General features: G+C 73.8%; 11 protein-coding genes. 6 read left to right on the plus strand and 5 right to left on the minus strand.

Features of this window, described 5'->3' with window-relative positions:
* Nucleotides 1-71: 71 nt before the first annotated feature.
* Together QOL88_RS34495 and absR1 are read right to left on the minus strand one after the other, a co-directional pair.
* A complete protein-coding gene (locus QOL88_RS34495) occupies nucleotides 72-1,748 on the minus strand; it encodes an FAD-dependent monooxygenase (protein ID WP_097222151.1) in 1,677 nt (558 codons plus the stop codon).
* A 633-nt stretch (nucleotides 1,749-2,381) separates the two neighbouring features.
* A complete protein-coding gene (absR1, locus tag QOL88_RS34500; protein WP_097222152.1) occupies nucleotides 2,382-3,464 on the minus strand; it encodes a beta-glucuronidase AbsR1 in 1,083 nt (360 codons plus the stop codon).
* A gap of 99 nt (nucleotides 3,465-3,563) precedes the next feature.
* Between absR1 and QOL88_RS34505 the strand changes: the two genes are divergently transcribed.
* Nucleotides 3,564-5,291 carry a LuxR family transcriptional regulator AbsR2 gene (locus tag QOL88_RS34505; RefSeq protein ID WP_097222153.1) on the plus strand — a complete coding sequence of 576 codons (1,728 nt, stop codon included), beginning with the start codon at nucleotides 3,564-3,566 and terminating at the stop codon, nucleotides 5,289-5,291.
* Nucleotides 5,292-5,642: 351 nt separating this feature from the next.
* Here QOL88_RS34505 and QOL88_RS34510 read toward each other — a convergent pair whose 3' ends face one another.
* The gene (locus QOL88_RS34510) at nucleotides 5,643-8,210 is read right to left on the minus strand and encodes a CHAT domain-containing protein (protein WP_097223311.1); all 2,568 of its coding nucleotides are present in this window, start codon (nucleotides 8,208-8,210) and stop codon (nucleotides 5,643-5,645) included.
* A gap of 172 nt (nucleotides 8,211-8,382) precedes the next feature.
* On the opposite strand from QOL88_RS34510, the gene QOL88_RS34515 reads away from it, so the two are divergent.
* The 3 genes from QOL88_RS34515 (at nucleotide 8,383) to QOL88_RS34525 (ending at nucleotide 11,029) form a co-directional block, all read left to right on the plus strand.
* On the plus strand, nucleotides 8,383-9,813 hold the full coding sequence (locus QOL88_RS34515; protein WP_097222154.1) for a S8/S53 family peptidase: 1,431 nt from the start codon (nucleotides 8,383-8,385) through the stop codon (nucleotides 9,811-9,813).
* 62 nt (nucleotides 9,814-9,875) lie between these two features.
* Complete coding sequence (locus tag QOL88_RS34520; protein WP_097222155.1) at nucleotides 9,876-10,451, plus strand: RNA polymerase sigma factor; 576 nt, start codon at nucleotides 9,876-9,878, stop codon at nucleotides 10,449-10,451.
* 20 nt (nucleotides 10,452-10,471) lie between these two features.
* Complete coding sequence (locus tag QOL88_RS34525; protein WP_373559361.1) at nucleotides 10,472-11,029, plus strand: hypothetical protein; 558 nt, start codon at nucleotides 10,472-10,474, stop codon at nucleotides 11,027-11,029.
* Nucleotides 11,030-11,106: 77 nt separating this feature from the next.
* On the opposite strand, the gene QOL88_RS34530 is transcribed toward QOL88_RS34525, so the two are convergent.
* The gene (locus QOL88_RS34530) at nucleotides 11,107-11,895 is read right to left on the minus strand and encodes an N-formylglutamate amidohydrolase (protein WP_097222156.1); all 789 of its coding nucleotides are present in this window, start codon (nucleotides 11,893-11,895) and stop codon (nucleotides 11,107-11,109) included.
* Nucleotides 11,896-11,976: 81 nt separating this feature from the next.
* Between QOL88_RS34530 and QOL88_RS34535 the strand changes: the two genes are divergently transcribed.
* Nucleotides 11,977-12,318 (plus strand): DUF5713 family protein, encoded by a 342-nt coding sequence (locus QOL88_RS34535; RefSeq protein ID WP_097223313.1) that lies wholly within the window; start codon nucleotides 11,977-11,979, stop codon nucleotides 12,316-12,318.
* A gap of 88 nt (nucleotides 12,319-12,406) precedes the next feature.
* On the opposite strand, the gene QOL88_RS34540 is transcribed toward QOL88_RS34535, so the two are convergent.
* Complete coding sequence (locus tag QOL88_RS34540) at nucleotides 12,407-14,626, minus strand: NADP-dependent isocitrate dehydrogenase (RefSeq protein WP_097222157.1); 2,220 nt, start codon at nucleotides 14,624-14,626, stop codon at nucleotides 12,407-12,409.
* A gap of 187 nt (nucleotides 14,627-14,813) precedes the next feature.
* Between QOL88_RS34540 and QOL88_RS34545 the strand changes: the two genes are divergently transcribed.
* The gene (locus QOL88_RS34545; RefSeq protein WP_097222158.1) at nucleotides 14,814-16,358 is read left to right on the plus strand and encodes a M1 family metallopeptidase; all 1,545 of its coding nucleotides are present in this window, start codon (nucleotides 14,814-14,816) and stop codon (nucleotides 16,356-16,358) included.
* Nucleotides 16,359-16,454: the final 96 nt, after the last annotated feature.

Below are 16,454 nucleotides of genomic sequence, written 5' to 3' on the forward strand. Positions count from 1 at the left end.
GTGAGTGGCAGCCGCCACTCACCCGTTTGCGTTCGCAGGCGCGTCACGGCCTCTCGGCCCGTCCGGTGCTGTCACAGGCGGAAGACCCGTCCGAGCGCGTCGGCCAGCGCGGGCTCCGTCTCCGCGGCCGCGAGCCCGGTCAGGCGGGCGGCGAGATAGCCGTCCGGGCGGATGAGGAAGGCCGTCGCCCCCTCCACGCCGTACAGTCGCGCGAACTCTCCCGCCTCGTCCCGGAACACGGGCAGGCGCCTGCCGTCCGCGCCGACCGGGACGTGCACGGCCCGCCCCGCGTCCGAGTCCCCGGCGGCGACGAGGAAGGCGGGCAGTGTGCCGCCCGTCAGCCGGTCGGCGGTAGCGGCGGTGTCGCGGCAGGCGGTGAGCGCGTCGGCCGAGTCGGCGTGGAGGACCAGGACGTGCCCGCGGTCGCGCAGCAGGTCGTAGAGGCGCAGGGGCGTCATGGCCAGGCTGGTGGTGAGGCCGCGGCAGTCGGGCGCCCGGTCGCCCGGGCCGGGGCGGTCCGCGTCCGTGGGGCCCGCCCCGTTCGTCGCGGTCAGGGGACTGTCGGGGTAGGCGACGAGCAGTTGCGCCTCGCGCAGCATCACCGTCGTCCTGTCGTCCTTCGCGGTCTGGACGCCGCCCGCCGTGGCATGGCGGACCGTGCGTCCGACCACTTCCTCGCCGACGGGTCGCCGTTCGGCGTCGTAGCTGTCGAGGAGCCGGGGGTGCGCGCCGCCGTCCAGGACGATGGCCAGCTTCCAGGCCAGGTTGCAGGCGTCCTGGATACCGGTGTTCATGCCCTGCGCGCCGGTCGGCGGGTGGATGTGCGCCGCGTCCCCGGCGACGAAGACCCGGCCCACGGAGTACCGGTCGACGAGCCGGTGACTGATGCGGAAGACCGACGACCAGCGCATGGCGGACGCGGTGGCGGGCTCCGGCGACAGCCGGTCGACGACCGCCTGGATGTGCTCCAGGCGGGGCGCCCGTCCGCCCTCCAGGCCGTGGGCCGTCTCTCCCGGCGCGGGGTTCTCGGCCTTCGTCGAGAGCTCGGGCGGCACCTGCATCGACATGCGGTACCGGCGCTCTCCGGGCAGCGGGATGCAGACCAGGGCGTCGTCGATACGGCCGTCGGCGCCGTGGTGCATGGACCGCACCGCGTGGCCCTCCGGGAGGTTCCAGTCCACCTCCACGTCGGCGAGCATGTACTCCTCCGGGAACGCGCCCCCTTCGAAAGTGAGCCCGAGCCCTTTGCGGACGGTGCTGTGCGCCCCGTCGCAGCCGACCAGGAAGCGCGACCGCACCTCCTCCGGCGCGCCGGACGCCGTGACGATCCGGCTCACGACCCCGTCTTCGTCCTGTGTGAACCCCAGCAGCTCCGTGCCCCGCTCGATCCCGGTGCCGAAGCGGGCGAGGTGTTCCTCGATGATCCGCTCCGTGTCGTACTGCGGCAGGGCCGCGAAGCCGTAGGGGACCTCCGGCGGCAGCCGCAGCTCGAAGCGCGCCTGCTCGACGCCGTCGGCGTACGTCAGCTGCCCGCGCATCGGCACGGCGGCCTCCAGAGCGGCGCGCACCATGCCCATCCGGTCCCAGACCTCCAGCGTGCGCGGCTGCACGCCCACCGCCTTGGCGTAGGGCAGCCTGGCCGGCAGTCTGTCGATGATCCGGCAGGTGGCCCCCTGCCGCCGCAACTCGGCCGCCACGGTCAGCCCGACCGGTCCCGCGCCCACGATCAGTACGTCTGTGTCCACCACCGGCGTCTCCTGCCGAGAGCCCCCCTTCCGCTGCCTCCATGCTCCACCGCCGGGGGGCCGTCAGCTACTCCACGGGGTCTGGCGTCAGGGACCGCCGCATCCGTGCGGGTACGCGGAGGACCACAGTCCGTCGGCCGAGGCCGACGCCCCGCCCGGCGGGCCGCCGCCGGATGCCGGATGCCGGATGCCGGGGGAGAGGCTTCGGCACCGCCGCGGGGTGCGGCTTCTTCCCGGCTCGGTGGCGGGACCGGCAGCCGAACGCGATCTGCGCTCCGTAGTGCGGCAGATTGTCGCCGGGCACGATCGGGGCGGGACACCTCCACTTGCTTCCCCTCATCCCCGGTGTTGCGCCGCGAGCGCCGTCGGGTCATAGGCACCTCGTGCGCCGGTCGCGTGTGCGCCCCCGCCCCCGGCCGGACATCGGCGTGGACGCGCGGTGGGCGGCGCACGCGCGGAGGGCGGCGCACGCGCGGAGGGCGGCGCACGCGCCGGTGGGCCGCACGCTGCCCGCGGGAGCCGGTGCCCCGGCACATGGCGTGGTCGAGGACGTCACCCACCCCCATGGGCGACGTCCTCGACCGTTCCCCCGGTGCCGGACTGTGGCTCAGGTGTCCGCGCGGCGGACGGGTGCCGTCACCAGCACATCACCGCCGTCTCGCCGCTGCCCCAGGCGGAGTAGAGGCGTACGCGGACGACATAGCGCCGGCCCTTGACGAGCCGGGCGCCGATCGTGGCGTTCTGCTCGGTTCCCCCGTCGTCCCGGCCCGCGACGTAACGGGGCCGCCCGTCCCGCTCCTCGAAGAGCACGACTACGGCATCGCAGTCGCCGAAGGTGCCCAGCGTGTACGTGCGGGTCTCCGGCGGGTCGATCACGAAGTCCGCCTGTTCGCCCGGGCCGAGCCCGAGGGGTGCCGAGCGGAACGGCACCAGCGCGGGCGAGCCCTGCGGATGCGGCGGATACCAGCGCAGCACCGACTCCTTGTCGGCGGCCGACAGGGTGCCGGGCGGGTCGAGGCCGCCGCGGTACTGCTCCGGCTCCAGGATCAGCCCCGGCGCGAACGGGAACTCCATGATCGACTGCGGGTCCCAGAAGGAACCGTTGGCCTCGTCGGGGCCCAGCTTGCGCAGGATGTTGTAGTGCGTCCGCTCCCGGCTCCAGTGGTGCGGCGGGCCCGCCAGTTCGGCGTAGACGGCCTCGTCGTCCCAGTGGATGCCCGCGAACGGACTCTGGTGCTCGTGCAGCATGCCGAGCGCGTGCCCGATCTGGTGCAGGGCCGTCGCGCGCTCCCCGGGCGCGGTCAGGTCCCAGCCGAAGTTCATGGTGCGTTCCTGCCGCCCGGCGAGCAGCGCGTCCCGGCCCACCGACGACCAGGAGCCGTCGCCGGCCTGGAACCCGATGCGCAGTTCCGCCTCCGAGCGGTCGTCGACCTCGGTGAAGGCGATCCCGATGCCGAGGTCCTGCCACTCCCGGAAGCACGACCGCACCACGTCGCGCTGCTCCTCGGCACCGGCCCACGACACCCGCCGCGTCATCCCCCTCCCCGGCACGGGGATGACGGACGCGTCGGTGTCACCGTCGAAGAACCAGTAGTGCAGAACGGTGCCGTTGACCCACTTCCGCCGCCCGCCCCCGAGCGCGCTCAGCCGCTCGGCCGCCGGCCCCGGTGCGAAGGCGGGCGCCGGCACCTGAGCCAGCGAGCAGTAGCGTGCGGTCATGGGCCACAGCCTGCCCCGCGGACCGCCCCGGGCGCCTGAGTCGGGGGCTACTCAAGTCGCCCTGTATCAAAGGTGAGTAGCCGCGCTCATGTCTGTGTGATGACTTACGAGAGGGACGCGACGACGCTGGAGCTGCCCTGGCCGTTCGCCGGGCGGGAGAATGAACTGGATCTGGTCCGGCGGTCGTTGACCGGCGTGCGGCGCGGCATCGTGGTGACAGGCCCGGCGGGCTGCGGCAAGACCCGCCTCGTCGCCGAGGCGATGCGCGGCGCCGACTGCGCGCGGGCGGCCGGTACGCCCGAGAGCCGGGCCATCCCCTTCGCGGCGTTCGCCCATCTGCTGCCGGAGTCGGTCACGTTGCACCGCGCGGTCCGGCTGCTGTCCGGTGTCCGCACGCTGCTGGTGGACGATGCGCACCTGCTCGACGACGCCTCCGCCGCCCTCGTCCACCAACTCGCCGTGCACGGACGGACCCGCCTGCTGGTCGTCGCCACGGACGGCGCCCCGGTGCCCGGCGCGATCTCCCGGCTGTGGACCGGCGAACTCCTGCCGCGTCTCGCGCTGGAGCCGCTGCCCGAGGAGGAGACCGGCCGGCTGCTCACGGCCGGCGTCGGCCCGCTCGACGCGCTCACCGCCAACCGGCTGTGCCGTCTGAGCCGGGGCGACCTGCGGCTGCTGCGCGACCTGCTGGGGGCGGTGCGCGGGCTGCTGACCCCCGTCCCGGACACCGACGAGCGGGCCTGGCGGGGACCCGTCCCGCTGACCACGGCCGTCCGTGAACGCACCGCCCCGGTCCTCGGCCGGACCTGCCCGCTCGAACGCGAGACCCTGGACCGCCTCGCCTTCGCCGAGCCCCTGCCGTCGCACCTGGACGACCTGGACCTCGGCGCCCTCGAAGTGCTGGAGTCCGACGGCTTGATCGAGGCCGACGACCACGGTGCCGTCCGTCTCGCCCACCCTCTGTACGGGCCGGTGCTGCGGGCCGCGTCGGGCCGGCTGCGGGCCCGACGGCTGGCGCGGACGGCCGAGGCGTACGCCGCCGCCCTCGACGCCGAGTCGGCCGCCCTGGCCCGCCGGATCGAGCAGGCCGACGTACGGGCGATTGCCACGCCGGCGGGGGAGTGGCTGGTCGCCGAGGGCGGGGTGCTGCCGGGCGGGTACGCAGCCGTACGCGCCCGGTTCGCGTGGTTGCGGGGGGAGGTGCGGGAGGCGGCGGCCTGGGCGCGGGAAGGCCTGCGGGGCGAGCCCGGACACGCCTCCTGCCGGGCCGAACTCGACCGCGCCTCGACGGTGCTGGACAGGCCGGGCGCTCCGGACGCGGACCTGGAGGATCTCACCGACCCCTACGACGCCGTACGCCTCGGCGCCCCCGAGAAGGTCATCGACCGGCTCGGCGGCGTCTTCGCCCGGCACGCCGACGCACTGACCCGTGCCGACGGACCGGACCTGGACGAGGTGGCCGGGGAGCTGGAGCAGCGGGGCTTGTTGCTGTTCGCCGCCGAGGCGTACGCCCAGGCCGTGGGCGTCCACCGCGACCCGCGCGCCGCCCGGCACTCCCGCACCCGGGCCGTCGCCCTGGCCCGGCGCTGCCAGGGCGCCCGCACGCCCGCGCTGTCCGGGCTGGTTTTCGGCGAACTCACCGCCCGGCAGCGGCAGATCGTCACCCTGGCGGCGACAGGTCTCACCAACCGGCAGATCGCCGAGCGCCTCACGCTGTCCGTCCGCACCGTGGGCAACCACCTGTACAGCGCCTACGCCCGACTGGGCGCGAGCGACCGCGGCGCCCTGCCCTGGCTGGACCGCACACCGGAAGCCCAGCCGGCCTGACCGGCCCGGGACCGGCGGCCTGACCCGAACAGGGGACGGGTCAGGCCGCCACACAGGGTGGGTCGTGAACAGGGCGACCGGGCCAGGCCGCCCCGAGCGGGGGAACCGGGCCAGGCCCCTCCTGACGGGTGGGGCCGGGGTCGGCCCCCGGGCAAGGCCTGGGTCAGGCCGCCCCGAGCAGGGGAACCGGGCCAGGCCGCCCCGAGCAGGGGAACCGGGCCAGGCCCCTCCTGACGGGGGGCCGGGATCGGCCCCCGGGCAAGACCTGGGTCAGGCCGCCCCGAGCAGGGGAACCGGGTCAGGCCCTTCCCGACGGTTGGGGCCGGGGCCGGCCCCCGGGCAAGACCTGGGTCAGGCCGCCCCGAACGCCGAGAACGCCCAGCCCGTCGCCTGGTGCAGCGCGTCGCCCGGCAGGGCGGCCCGGGCGTCGCGCAGTGCCTCCGCCAGGGACAGGCCGGCGTCGAGGCCCTTGTGCAGCGCGAGCATCAGCGGCACCACCGCGGCGTCGTTCACGGGCGCGCTGCACGCCACCACCCCGGCCGTGCCGAGCGGCAGCAACGCCGTGACCAAACCCAGCAGTTCGTCGGCGCCGACGGAGGCGAGGCGGGCGGTGTCGCAGCAGGACAGGATGATCCGGTACGGGCTGCGGTCCAGCCGCTCGAAGTCGTGCACGACGATCGGCCCGTCGGCCATCCGCAGGGACGAGAACAGCGGGCTGTCCGCGCGGAACGTGCCGTGCGCGGCGATGTGCGCCAACGCCGCCCCGTCCAGCTCCTCCAGCACCCGCGGCACCCGCGCCTCGTCCTCCTCCAGGACCGTCGCACAGCCGTACCGGCCGGCCAGCTCGGGCACCTCGGCACCGCCGGTCGCCAGGCCCGGGCCGCGCACGAGCACCTGGCAGTCCTCCGGTGGCGGCGCGGTCTCCCGGGCCCGCAGCCAGCTGCCCGCCGACGGCGACACGCTGAGCACCCGTTCCCGCAGTGACGGCAGCAGCGCCCACGGCACCCGGTGCAGCCGACCCGGCGGCACGATCACCACCGGGCCGCCACCCAGCTGCGCCGCCGCCGGGCCGAGCAGCAGTTCCTCCAACCGCCGTCCCGCCGCCTGCACCACCGGAAGCCGGGCCTCCGCCCCGGGGTGGGCCAGTCGCCGCAGCCCCGCCTGTACGTGCTCGGCCTCGGTCTCAGCCTCGGCGAGCAGCCCGGCCTCGAACCGGCGCACCCGCCCCCGCCCGCACAGCAGGACCTGCACCTGCCCGTCGAGGACGGCCAGCTCCACCAGCAGGACTTCGTCACCCAGCCGCTCCAGCAGCCGGCCTACGTCGAACCGGTCCCCGCCCCCGGGTGTCTCGCCCCTCATGTGCAGCGTGCGGGAGCGGATCTCCCGCTCCAGACGCCGCTGTTCACGCTCCAGCGCCGGGACCGGCCGGCCCTCCATCCGGGCGGCCTCCGCACGCGAGGCGATCTCGCGGAAGGCCGTCATGCCGCTGAGCAGCTCCGGGTCGGCGGGCGGCCGGGTCGGCGGTGTGGACAGCACGGTCGCACGCCAGCGCTCGCTCCACACCAGCAACCGCCGCGGCCCGCCGGAGACCAGACTGGCCCGCTGCGCCAAGGCCGCCAGTTCCGCGCCCTGTTCGGTGGCGCGGGCCCGCAACTCCGAGGCACCCAGCGTCATCCGGTGGTCGTCCAGGACGTCCAGGCCCCGCCGGCAGGCCTCCAGGACGCCCCGGGCCGACCCGGCGGCCTGCGCCCGCAGCGCCTGCGCCGCCCAGCCCGTCATCCGTGCCAGGGGCGGACCGCTGCGCCGGCTGCGCGCGGCCACGGCCAAGTGCCGCTCCGCGTCCGCCGTCCAGCCCAGATCCAGCGCGATCCGGCCCGCGAGCAGCGATGCCTCCGGCGCGGCCGGTGAGCCGAACGACGCCAGCTTCCCGGCCACCGCGGCGGCGTCGGCGACCAGCCGCCCCGAGCCCCGCCCGGCCGCGTGCCGAGCCTCGATCAGCACCAGCCGGGCGTGCGTCTCCCACCAGGTGCGCCGCTGCCCGGCGAACAGCCGTACCGCGAGGGCCGCACGGGCGATCGCCGTGTGCGGATCGCCCGCCGGCCGGGCGGCCCGCGCGGCGGCCAGCAGCAGCTCCGCCTTGCGGGTGGACTGCCCGCCGATCCCGTCCAGCTTTCCGATCGCCGCGTCCGCCTCGGCCAGCGCCTCCGGGGCGAGACCGGCCGCCATCAGCACCTCACAGCGCCGGATGTTCAGCATGAACGTCGGTGTGCCGAGCCGGGCGTACCGCTCCTCCGCTTCGTCCAGCAGCCGCAGCGCCGCCGGTACGTCCCCCGACCGGAACGCGGCCAGACCCCGGCTCTCCACCGCGTCGGCCTTGTCGTGCTCCTGGCCGGTGGTGTCCCACAGCGCCTCGGCCGCCGTGAAGTCCGCCTCCGCCCGCTCCACCGACCCCAGCGCCAGATGCACGGTGGCCCGCAGGGTCAGGGCCCGCGCCGTCCAGATCACGTCGTCCGCCTGCCGCAGCACGGGCACTGCCCGGCGCACGTCCTCCAGCGCCTCCCGGTGGTGACCGAGCACCCACCACACATACGCTCGCCGGTACAGCACCCGCGCCCTGGTGTGCCCCGCGCCCCGCGCGACACCCCGCTCGAAGGCCGACAGGCCCTCCCGGGTGCGGCCCGCGTGCACCAGCGCCACGCCCAGCGTGGCCAGCACGTCCGCCTCGCGGTCCGCCGAGCCGGCGCGCGCCGCGCACTCTCGGGCCCGCCGCAGGTGGTGCAGCGCGAGCCGCAGATCGCCGAAGTCCCGCTGCCAGATGCCGATCACCTGGTGGGCGACCGAGGCGTCCAGCGGGGAGGGACCGGCGTCGAGCAGCGCCCGGGCCCTCGCGAGAGCCTCGCCCGGGTCGGCGAACACCATCGGCAGCAGTTCCGTCACCGAGTCGCTGCTTCCCGCTGTCACCCTCGGATGGTAGTGGTCCCGGAGCGCACCACACAGGTGTCGAGCTGTATCAAGAGACGGCGAAGCGCCTCATGTTGACGACCGCTCAGCGGAACCGGTCGACGTCGTCGCACCAACGGGAGGACCCGCCATGGCACCTCAGCGATTCCACGAGCAGTTCGACCAGATCCAGCGCTCGATGCCGGACGTCCCCCTGGCGATGGGCCCGGACGACTCGGCGGAGTTCATGTACGAGAAGGGTGTGGTCCTCGTCCGCGACGGCGAGGAGGCCCGGATCGTGGAGGACACGGTACGGGCGCACTTCACGGCCGCACCCGACCTCGACCAGGAGCAGATCCGCCGGGCGGGCCCGCGGACCAGCCGCAGCGGCATCACCCGCATCCGTGTCGGCGACCCCGGTGAGGGCGCCAGGGACGCCGACCGGGCGGTCGCCCACGCCCTGCGCTCCGTACGGGAACAGGAGACCCGGGCCGGGCGCCGGATGGTCGCCCGGAACCACGTGGTGCACATCGCGGTCAACGCCTGCCCCGGCGACGAACCGGTCCCCGCCCCGCTCAGCGAGCCGCCCAACCCGGCCGCCGCCGACACCCCCCACGACCCGGACACCGCCGTCGGCGTCCTCGTCGTCGACACCGGCCTCATGCGCGACTACCGCTCCTGCGGCCTGCTGGCCCACGCCGACGGCGACGCCCAGGTGCGGGAGTGCGACGACCAGGGCGTCCTCCAGCAGTACGTCGGCCACGGCACGTTCATCGCCGGGCTCGTCGCCGCCGTCGCGCCCAACACCGACATCACCGTCCGCGGCACCCTCAACGACGCCGGAGCCGTCCTGGAGTCGGAGTTCGGCGAGAAGCTCTTCGAGGCCGTCGACGCCGGCGGCTGGCCCGACGTCCTCAGCCTCTCCGCCGGCACCTCCAACGGCCGCACCGACGGTCTGCTCGGCGTCGAGACCTTCATGCGGGAACTGCGCGAGCAGCGCACCCTGCTGGTCGCCGCCGCGGGCAACAACGCCAGCGCGGCGCCCTTCTGGCCCGCCGCCTACGCCGATCTGCCCGGCTGGGAGGACTCCGTGCTGTCGGTCGGCGCCCTGCGCAGCGACGGCGAGTTCGGCGCCTGCTTCACCAACCACGGCCCCTGGGTGAAGGTCTACGCCCCCGGAGAGCGCCTCATCAGCGCCCTCACCGGCTTCGACTCGCCCGTCCCGTACGTGTACCAGCACTCCACGTACGACGCCTGCCGCTACGGCTTCTCCTACGGCTGCACCTGCCAGCACCCCCGCCACAGCGGCGTATTGAGCGACGAGGGCAACGCCGCCAAGCCGGACCAGGTGATGTTCGAGGGGTACGCGCAGTGGAGCGGCACCTCCTTCGCGGCCCCCGTGACCGCCGGCCTGGTCGCCGCCCACATGACGGCGCACAAGGAGACCGATCCCCGCACTGCGCGGCAGCAACTCCTCGCCGCCAACACGGAGTTCGCGGAGGTGCGTGGCGCGCACGTCCCGGCACTGCGTCCGCCCACCTGGCGCCCGGTCCCGGTCGTGCGCCTCGGCCCCGGGCTGTGAGGACCGGAGCCGTCCCCTCCACGGCGTACGATGACGTGCCGTACTCGAGGGGTGGGGCTGCCGTGGACCGTACTGATGCCGGCGCGCTCGTCCAGGCGGCCGCCGACGGTGACGCGGGGGCCTGGAAGGCGCTCGTGGAGGGGTTGAGCCCGCTGGTGTGGTCCGTCGTCCGGGCCCACCGGCTCTCCGATGCCGACGCCCACGAGGTGTACCAGACGGCCTGGTTCCGCTTCGCCCAGCACCTCGGGCGGATCCGCGAGCCCGGCAAGGCGGGCGCGTGGCTGGCGAGCACCGCGCGCCATGAGTGTCTCAAGGTCATCAGGAACTCCCAGCGGCTGACTCTGACGGACGATCCCCGGCTGCTGGACCGGGTCAGCGAGGACGGCACGCCGGAACAGTCGCTGCTCGACTCCGAGGAGGCCGCCGCGCAGAGCGAACGCGTACGGCGACTGTGGCAGGAGTTCGAGGAACTGGGCGAGCGGTGCAGACAGTTGCTGCGGGTGCTGATGGCCACGCCGCCGCCCAGCTACCAGGACGTGTCCGCCGCGCTGGGGATCGCGGTGGGCAGCATCGGGCCCCTGCGCCAGCGCTGTCTGCGGCGCCTGCGGGCCCGGCTCGAGGCGCGGGGGGCGATGTGAGCGACGTGAACGACAACGACATGAACGACGACGACATCGACGATGTCATGAACGCCGACGACCTGAACGAGGATCTGTCCTCGCGGGGCAGGGACGGCCTGGACCACGACGGCCCGTCGGGCGAAGAGGACTGGGGCGACGAGGAGTTCGCCGCCGGATTGCTGGAGGAGGAGCTGCGGCAGGCCGCCGCCGTCCTCGACCCGGTGCCGGCGGAGCTCCAGCAGATCGCGGTCGACGCCTACGCGCTGCACGACCTGGACGCGCGCGTGGCCGAGCTGACCTTCGACTCGCTGGTCGACGCCCTCCCGGTCCGGGGCGTCGGTGACGCGCCCCGGATGCTGACCTTCCGGGCGGGCGAGGTGACCGTCGACGTGGAGGTGACCGCACGGGGGCTGATGGGGCAGGTGCTGCCGCCCCAGCCGGCCCGGATCGAGGTCCTCGGCGGACCGCGCCCCGGCTCCCCGCTCACCGCCGACGACCTGGGCCGCTTCGCCGGCGACGTGCCGTTGTCCGGCCCGTTCGCCCTGCGGTTGCGGACGGGTGAGGACGTGGTGGTCACGGAGTGGCTGCGGGCCTAGTCACCAGGTCGGGGGGATGAGGCACCGGGTCGGGGGCCCAGCCACCGGGCCGGGCCCCGGATCACCGGCCGGACGGCTCAGCGGGACACGGCGTCGACCAGCCCGGCCAGTGCCGCGCCGAGCCGTTCCAGCCCGGGCCCGGCGGGGCCGCCCGGCTCGGTCATGTAGGTGTCCCGGCGGATCTCCACCATGAGCGCGCTCACCTCGGGCCGCTTCCCGTAGAACTCCAGGGGGACGTAGGTCCCGCTGAACGGCGTGTCGAGCTCCGTCTCCCCGAACGCCTCCCGGGCGGCGTCCAGCAGCGCGGGAGGCGTGTGGAAGGAGTCGGTGCCGAGACAGACCGCCGGGCGGGGCCCCTCCCCGTGCAGCTCGTAGGGCAGCCTCCGGCTCGGGTAGGAGTGCACGTCGATGATCACGGCCCGCCCGGTGGCTTCCAGCCGGTCCGCCACGGCCTCGGTCATCGCCCGCGCGTAGGGCAGGAAGTACCGCTCGACGAGCGGCCCGGCATCGATGCCCTCGGACCGCAACGCGTCGCCGTGCGTGGTCCGCGTGTACACCGCCCCCATCCCCACGGCGAGCATCTCCTCACGCTCGTCCGGGAACCGCTCCGGGTCGACGACCAGCCGCGACAGCCGGTTGACGAACCGCCACGGCGTGACGCCGGCCGGCCCGGCCGCGATCTCGGCGATCCGGTCCGTGTGCGCGTCCGTGATGTGGTCCAGCTCCCGCGCCAGCTCCTCGTCGCCGAGCGCGATCCCCGCGCGCACGCTGCGCGGTATCTCCCGCGCGGCGTGCGGCACATGGAGGATCACCGGGGACCGCCCGGCCCCGGGCAGCAGCTCGAAGGGCGGCGGGGCGTCGGTCACGAGGCGGCTCCAGGGGCGTTGTCAGTGGTGTCCGGCAGGATCAAGGTGCCACATCGACCGACCACCGAGGCCGAGGACGCCATGCCGATCAGCGACCAGCGGGTGAGCACCCGTCCGTTCCTCCGGCGCCTGTACGACGACGGCTACTACCCGGACCACGTGGTGGACCGCGGGCGCGCCGTCCTGCTCGCCCTGTGCGAGCGCATCGAGCGGGAGCGCCCCGCCGGCCTCGCCGCGCTGTACGCGCTGACGCAGGCGGCCACGGAGGAGTTCAACGACCTGGAGGCCGCGTTCGAGGCGGCGGGCAGTGAGATCGAGACGGTGGCCCGGGAGGAGATGGCCGAGGACTTCGCCTTCGTCGCGTCCGCGTACGGCTTCCCGGACGCGGACGTGGAGGAGCTGATCGCCACGCGGGAGTGGTGAGGGCCGGAGGAGGAGCGCACACGGCTCCGCCCCGGCCGGGCGCTGTGCCGGCCGGGGCGGAGTCAGCGGGCCGAAGGGGCCCGGAGCGTCAGCTCAGGGACGCCAGGGCCTCGTTCCACGTGGTGGACGGGCGCATGGCCTCCGCGGCCTTCGCCGGGTCGGGCTGGTAGTAGCCGCCGATGTCGACCGGCTTGCCCTGCACCGCGCTCAGCTCGTCGACGATCTTCTGCTCGTTCGCGGCGAGCGTCTCGGCGAGCGGGGCGAAGGCCTTCGCCAGGTCCGCGTCGTCGCTCTGCCCGGCCAGCTCCTGCGCCCAGTACAGGGACAGGTAGAAGTGGCTGCCGCGGTTGTCGATGCCGCCGACACGCCGGGTCGGGGACTTGTCCTCCTCGAGGAAGGTCGCCGTGGCGCGGTCGAGGGTGTCGGCCAGGACCTGGGCGCGGGCGTTGCCCGCCACCTTCGCGAGCTGCTCGAAGGACGGCACCAGGGCGAAGAACTCACCCAGGGAGTCCCAGCGCAGGTAGTTCTCCTTGACCAGCTGCTGCACGTGCTTCGGCGCCGAGCCGCCCGCACCCGTCTCGAACAGGCCGCCGCCCGCCATCAGCGGGACGACCGACAGCATCTTGGCGCTGGTGCCCAGCTCCAGGATCGGGAACAGGTCGGTCAGGTAGTCGCGCAGCACGTTGCCCGTGACCGAGATCGTGTTCTCGCCGCGGCGGATGCGCTCCACCGACAGCTTCGTGGCCTCGACCGGGTTGAGGATCCGGATGTCCAGGCCCTCGGTGTCGTGCTCGGCGAGGTAGGTGTTGACCTTCGCGATCAGGTTGGCGTCGTGCGCGCGGGTCTCGTCCAGCCAGAACACCGCCGGGTCGCCGGTGGCGCGGGCGCGGGTGACGGCCAGCTTCACCCAGTCCTTGATCGGCGCGTCCTTGGTCTGGCAGGCGCGGAAGATGTCACCGGCCGAGACAGCCTGCTCGATGAGCGCGGTGCCGCTCGCGTCGACCAGGCGGACGGTGCCCGTGGTGGGGACCTCGAAGGTCTTGTCGTGGCTGCCGTACTCCTCGGCCTTCTGCGCCATGAGGCCGACGTTCGGCACCGTGCCCATGGTCGACGGGTCGAAGGCGCCGTTGGCCCGGCAGTCCTCGATCACGGCCTGGTAGACGCCCGCGTAGGAGGAGTCCGGCAGGACCGCGAGGGTGTCGTGCTCATTGCCGTCCGGGCCCCACATGTGGCCGGAGGTGCGGATCATGGCCGGCATGGAGGCGTCCACGATGACGTCCGAGGGGACGTGCAGGTTCGTGATGCCCTTGTCGGAGTCGACCATGGCCAGCTCCGGGCCCTCGGCGAGCTCGGCGTCGAAGGAGGCCTTGATCTCGGCGCCCTCCGGCAGGGCGTCCAGACCCTTCCAGATGCCGCCCAGACCGTCGTTCGGCGTGAGGCCGGCCGCGGCGAGCTTGTCGCCGTACTGCGCGAACGTCTTCGGGAAGAAGGCGCGCACCACGTGGCCGAAGACGATCGGGTCGGAGACCTTCATCATCGTCGCCTTCAGGTGCACCGAGAACAGCACGCCCTCGGCCTTGGCCTTGGCGACCTGCGCGGTCAGGAACTCGCGCAGCGCGGCGACGCGCATCACGGAGGCGTCGACGACCTCGCCGGCGAGCACGGGTACCGACTCGCGCAGCACCGTGGTGGTGCCGTCGTCGCCGACCAGCTCGATGCGCAGCGCGCCGTCCTCGGCGATCACGACGGACTTCTCGGTGGAGCGGAAGTCGTTCTGGCCCATGGTCGCCACGTTGGTCTTGGACTCGGCGGTCCAGGCGCCCATGCGGTGCGGGTGGGACTTGGCGTAGTTCTTGACCGAGGCGGGGGCGCGGCGGTCCGAGTTGCCCTCACGCAGGACCGGGTTCACGGCGGAACCCTTGATCTTGTCGTAGCGGGCGCGGATCTCGCGCTCCTCGTCGGTCTTCGGGTCGTCCGGGTAGTCCGGGAGGGCGTAGCCCTGGCCCTGCAGCTCGGCGACGGCGGCCTTGAGCTGCGGGATGGACGCCGAGATGTTCGGCAGCTTGATGATGTTGGCGGCGGGCGTCTTGGCGAGCTCACCGAGCTCCGCGAGGGCGTCCGGGATGCGCTGGTCCTCGGTCAGGTACTCCGGGAACACGGCGATGATGCGTCCGGCCAGCGAGATGTCGCGGGTCTCCACGGCGACACCCGCCTGCGACGCGTACGCCCGGACCACCGGCAGGAAGGAATACGTCGCCAGGGCGGGGGCCTCGTCAGTGTGCGTATAGATGATGGTCGAGTCAGTCACCGGGTGCTCCGCTCCACGTCTGCAACATTGCTCGACATCAAGATATCTCGTGATCGACCTCGTCTCGACAGGGGTCCGCGACCAGTTTCGTGCAACCGATCGCCTCGTTCCCGTGTCCTGGAGAGAGATCACTCACTCCAAGCCGCGGCCGGACCTGACCACCCGGCCGTCCGAGCGAAGGCGGACCATGAGATATCGCACCAGAGTGACGGCCCCGGCAGTTGCCCTTCTCGGCACGGCGGCGGCTCTGACCACGGGGGTTCCGGCCCAGGCGGCCGGCAGGACCGGCGCCGGGCCGGGCTCCGAGACCCTCGGTGACCCCGTCTACCCGGCCCTGGGCAATGGCGGATACCGCGTTTCGGCCTACCATCTCGACTTCGCGTACGACGCCACGACCAAGCTCGTCGAGGCCACCGCGACCCTGACCCTCCGCACCGCCCAGGCCCTGAGCCGCTTCTCCCTGGACGCGCTCGGCCTGGACATACGCTCGGTCCGCGTCGACGGCCGCACGGCCGCCTTCGAGCAGGTGGCCGGGAAGCTGCGGATCACTCCCGCCCGCCCGCTCGCGGCGAAGGCCCGGGCCACGGTGTCCGTGGGCTACGGCGCCGACCCGCGCCGGATCCCGCCGCCCGCCGGCGGCTGGGTGGCCACCCCGGACGGGTTCGCGGTGTGCGGTCAGCCGGACGTGGCGCACACCGTCTTCCCCTGCAACGACCACCCCTCCGACAAGGCCGACTTCACCTTCCGTCTGACCGTGCCCGCCGGGCTGCGGGGCGTCGCCAGCGGCCGGCTGGTACGCACCGAGCAGCTGTCCGGCGACCGGACCGCGTACACGTACCGCTCCCGTTCGCCGATCGCCACCGAGGTGGTGCAGATCACCGTCGGCGACTACGTGATCAAGGACCGGCAGGGCCCGCACGGCCTCCCGCTGCGGGACGTCGTCCCCGTCGCCCGGGCCGCCGCCCTGGAGCCCGCCCTCGCGCTCACCCCGGCCCTGGTGGCGTGGGTCGAGCAGCGGCTCGGCGCCTACCCCTTCGAGACGTACGGCCTGCTGCCCTGCAACAACGACGCCTCGAACGCCTTCGACTTCACCGGCCTGGAGACCCAGACCCTCACGCTCTACAAGCCGAACTACCTCCTCCAGGAGGAGAGCAAGATCGGCTCGCACATGATGCACGAGCTGGTCCACTCCTACTTCGGCAACAGCGTCAGCCCCGCCACCTGGGCCGACCTGTGGCTGAACGAGGGCCACGCCGACTTCTACGGGCTGCTGTACCGCTACGAGCGCGGCTGGGCGGACTCGCTGGGCCTGACCACGCTGGAAGCCCGCATGAAGCACACCTACGCCCAGGGCGACCAGTGGCGCCGCGACTCCGGGCCGGTGGCGGCGCCCAACGCGGCCAACCTGTTCGACAGCCAGCGCTATCTGGGCGGCGTGCTCGTGCTGTACGCGCTGCGGCAGCAGGTCGGCGAGGCGGCCTTCACGGCCCTGGAGCGTGCGTTCCTGGAGCGGTACCGCGACTCCTCCGCCTCCACGCAGGACTACATCGCCGTCGCCTCCGAGGTCTCCGGCCAGGACCTCACCGGCTTCCTTCGGGACTGGCTGTACGGCACGAAGACGCCGCGGATGCCGGGGCACCCGGACTGGACGGTGACGCCGGTGAACGCGTCCCTCTCGACGCCGCGCGACCGGAGGGACAGCCACCACCACGAGAACTCCGCGACGCTCTGACGAACCGGGGCGCGCTCGGCCGGGCCCGCGTGCCTCGGCCGAGCGCGCCCCTGGTCCGCCCCGGCGAGTTTCAGTCGAACCGGGCGGTGCTCAGCT

The organism is Streptomyces sp. Ag82_O1-12 (assembly GCF_900182715.1).
GTDB classification, from domain to species: domain Bacteria; phylum Actinomycetota; class Actinomycetes; order Streptomycetales; family Streptomycetaceae; genus Streptomyces; species Streptomyces massasporeus.

Bases quoted from the DNA above. Each gene is read 5' to 3' on its own strand.
- absR1 (WP_097222152.1), bottom strand. From the start codon at position 3,464: ATGACCGCACGCTACTGCTCGCTGGCTCAGGTGCCGGCGCCCGCCTTC.
- QOL88_RS34505 (WP_097222153.1), top strand. From the start codon at position 3,564: ATGACTTACGAGAGGGACGCGACGACGCTGGAGCTGCCCTGGCCGTTC.
- QOL88_RS34510 (WP_097223311.1), bottom strand. From the start codon at position 8,210: ATGGTGTTCGCCGACCCGGGCGAGGCTCTCGCGAGGGCCCGGGCGCTG.
- QOL88_RS34515 (WP_097222154.1), top strand. From the start codon at position 8,383: ATGGCACCTCAGCGATTCCACGAGCAGTTCGACCAGATCCAGCGCTCG.
- QOL88_RS34525 (WP_373559361.1), top strand. From the start codon at position 10,472: ATGAACGACGACGACATCGACGATGTCATGAACGCCGACGACCTGAAC.
- QOL88_RS34535 (WP_097223313.1), top strand. From the start codon at position 11,977: ATGCCGATCAGCGACCAGCGGGTGAGCACCCGTCCGTTCCTCCGGCGC.
- QOL88_RS34545 (WP_097222158.1), top strand. From the start codon at position 14,814: ATGAGATATCGCACCAGAGTGACGGCCCCGGCAGTTGCCCTTCTCGGC.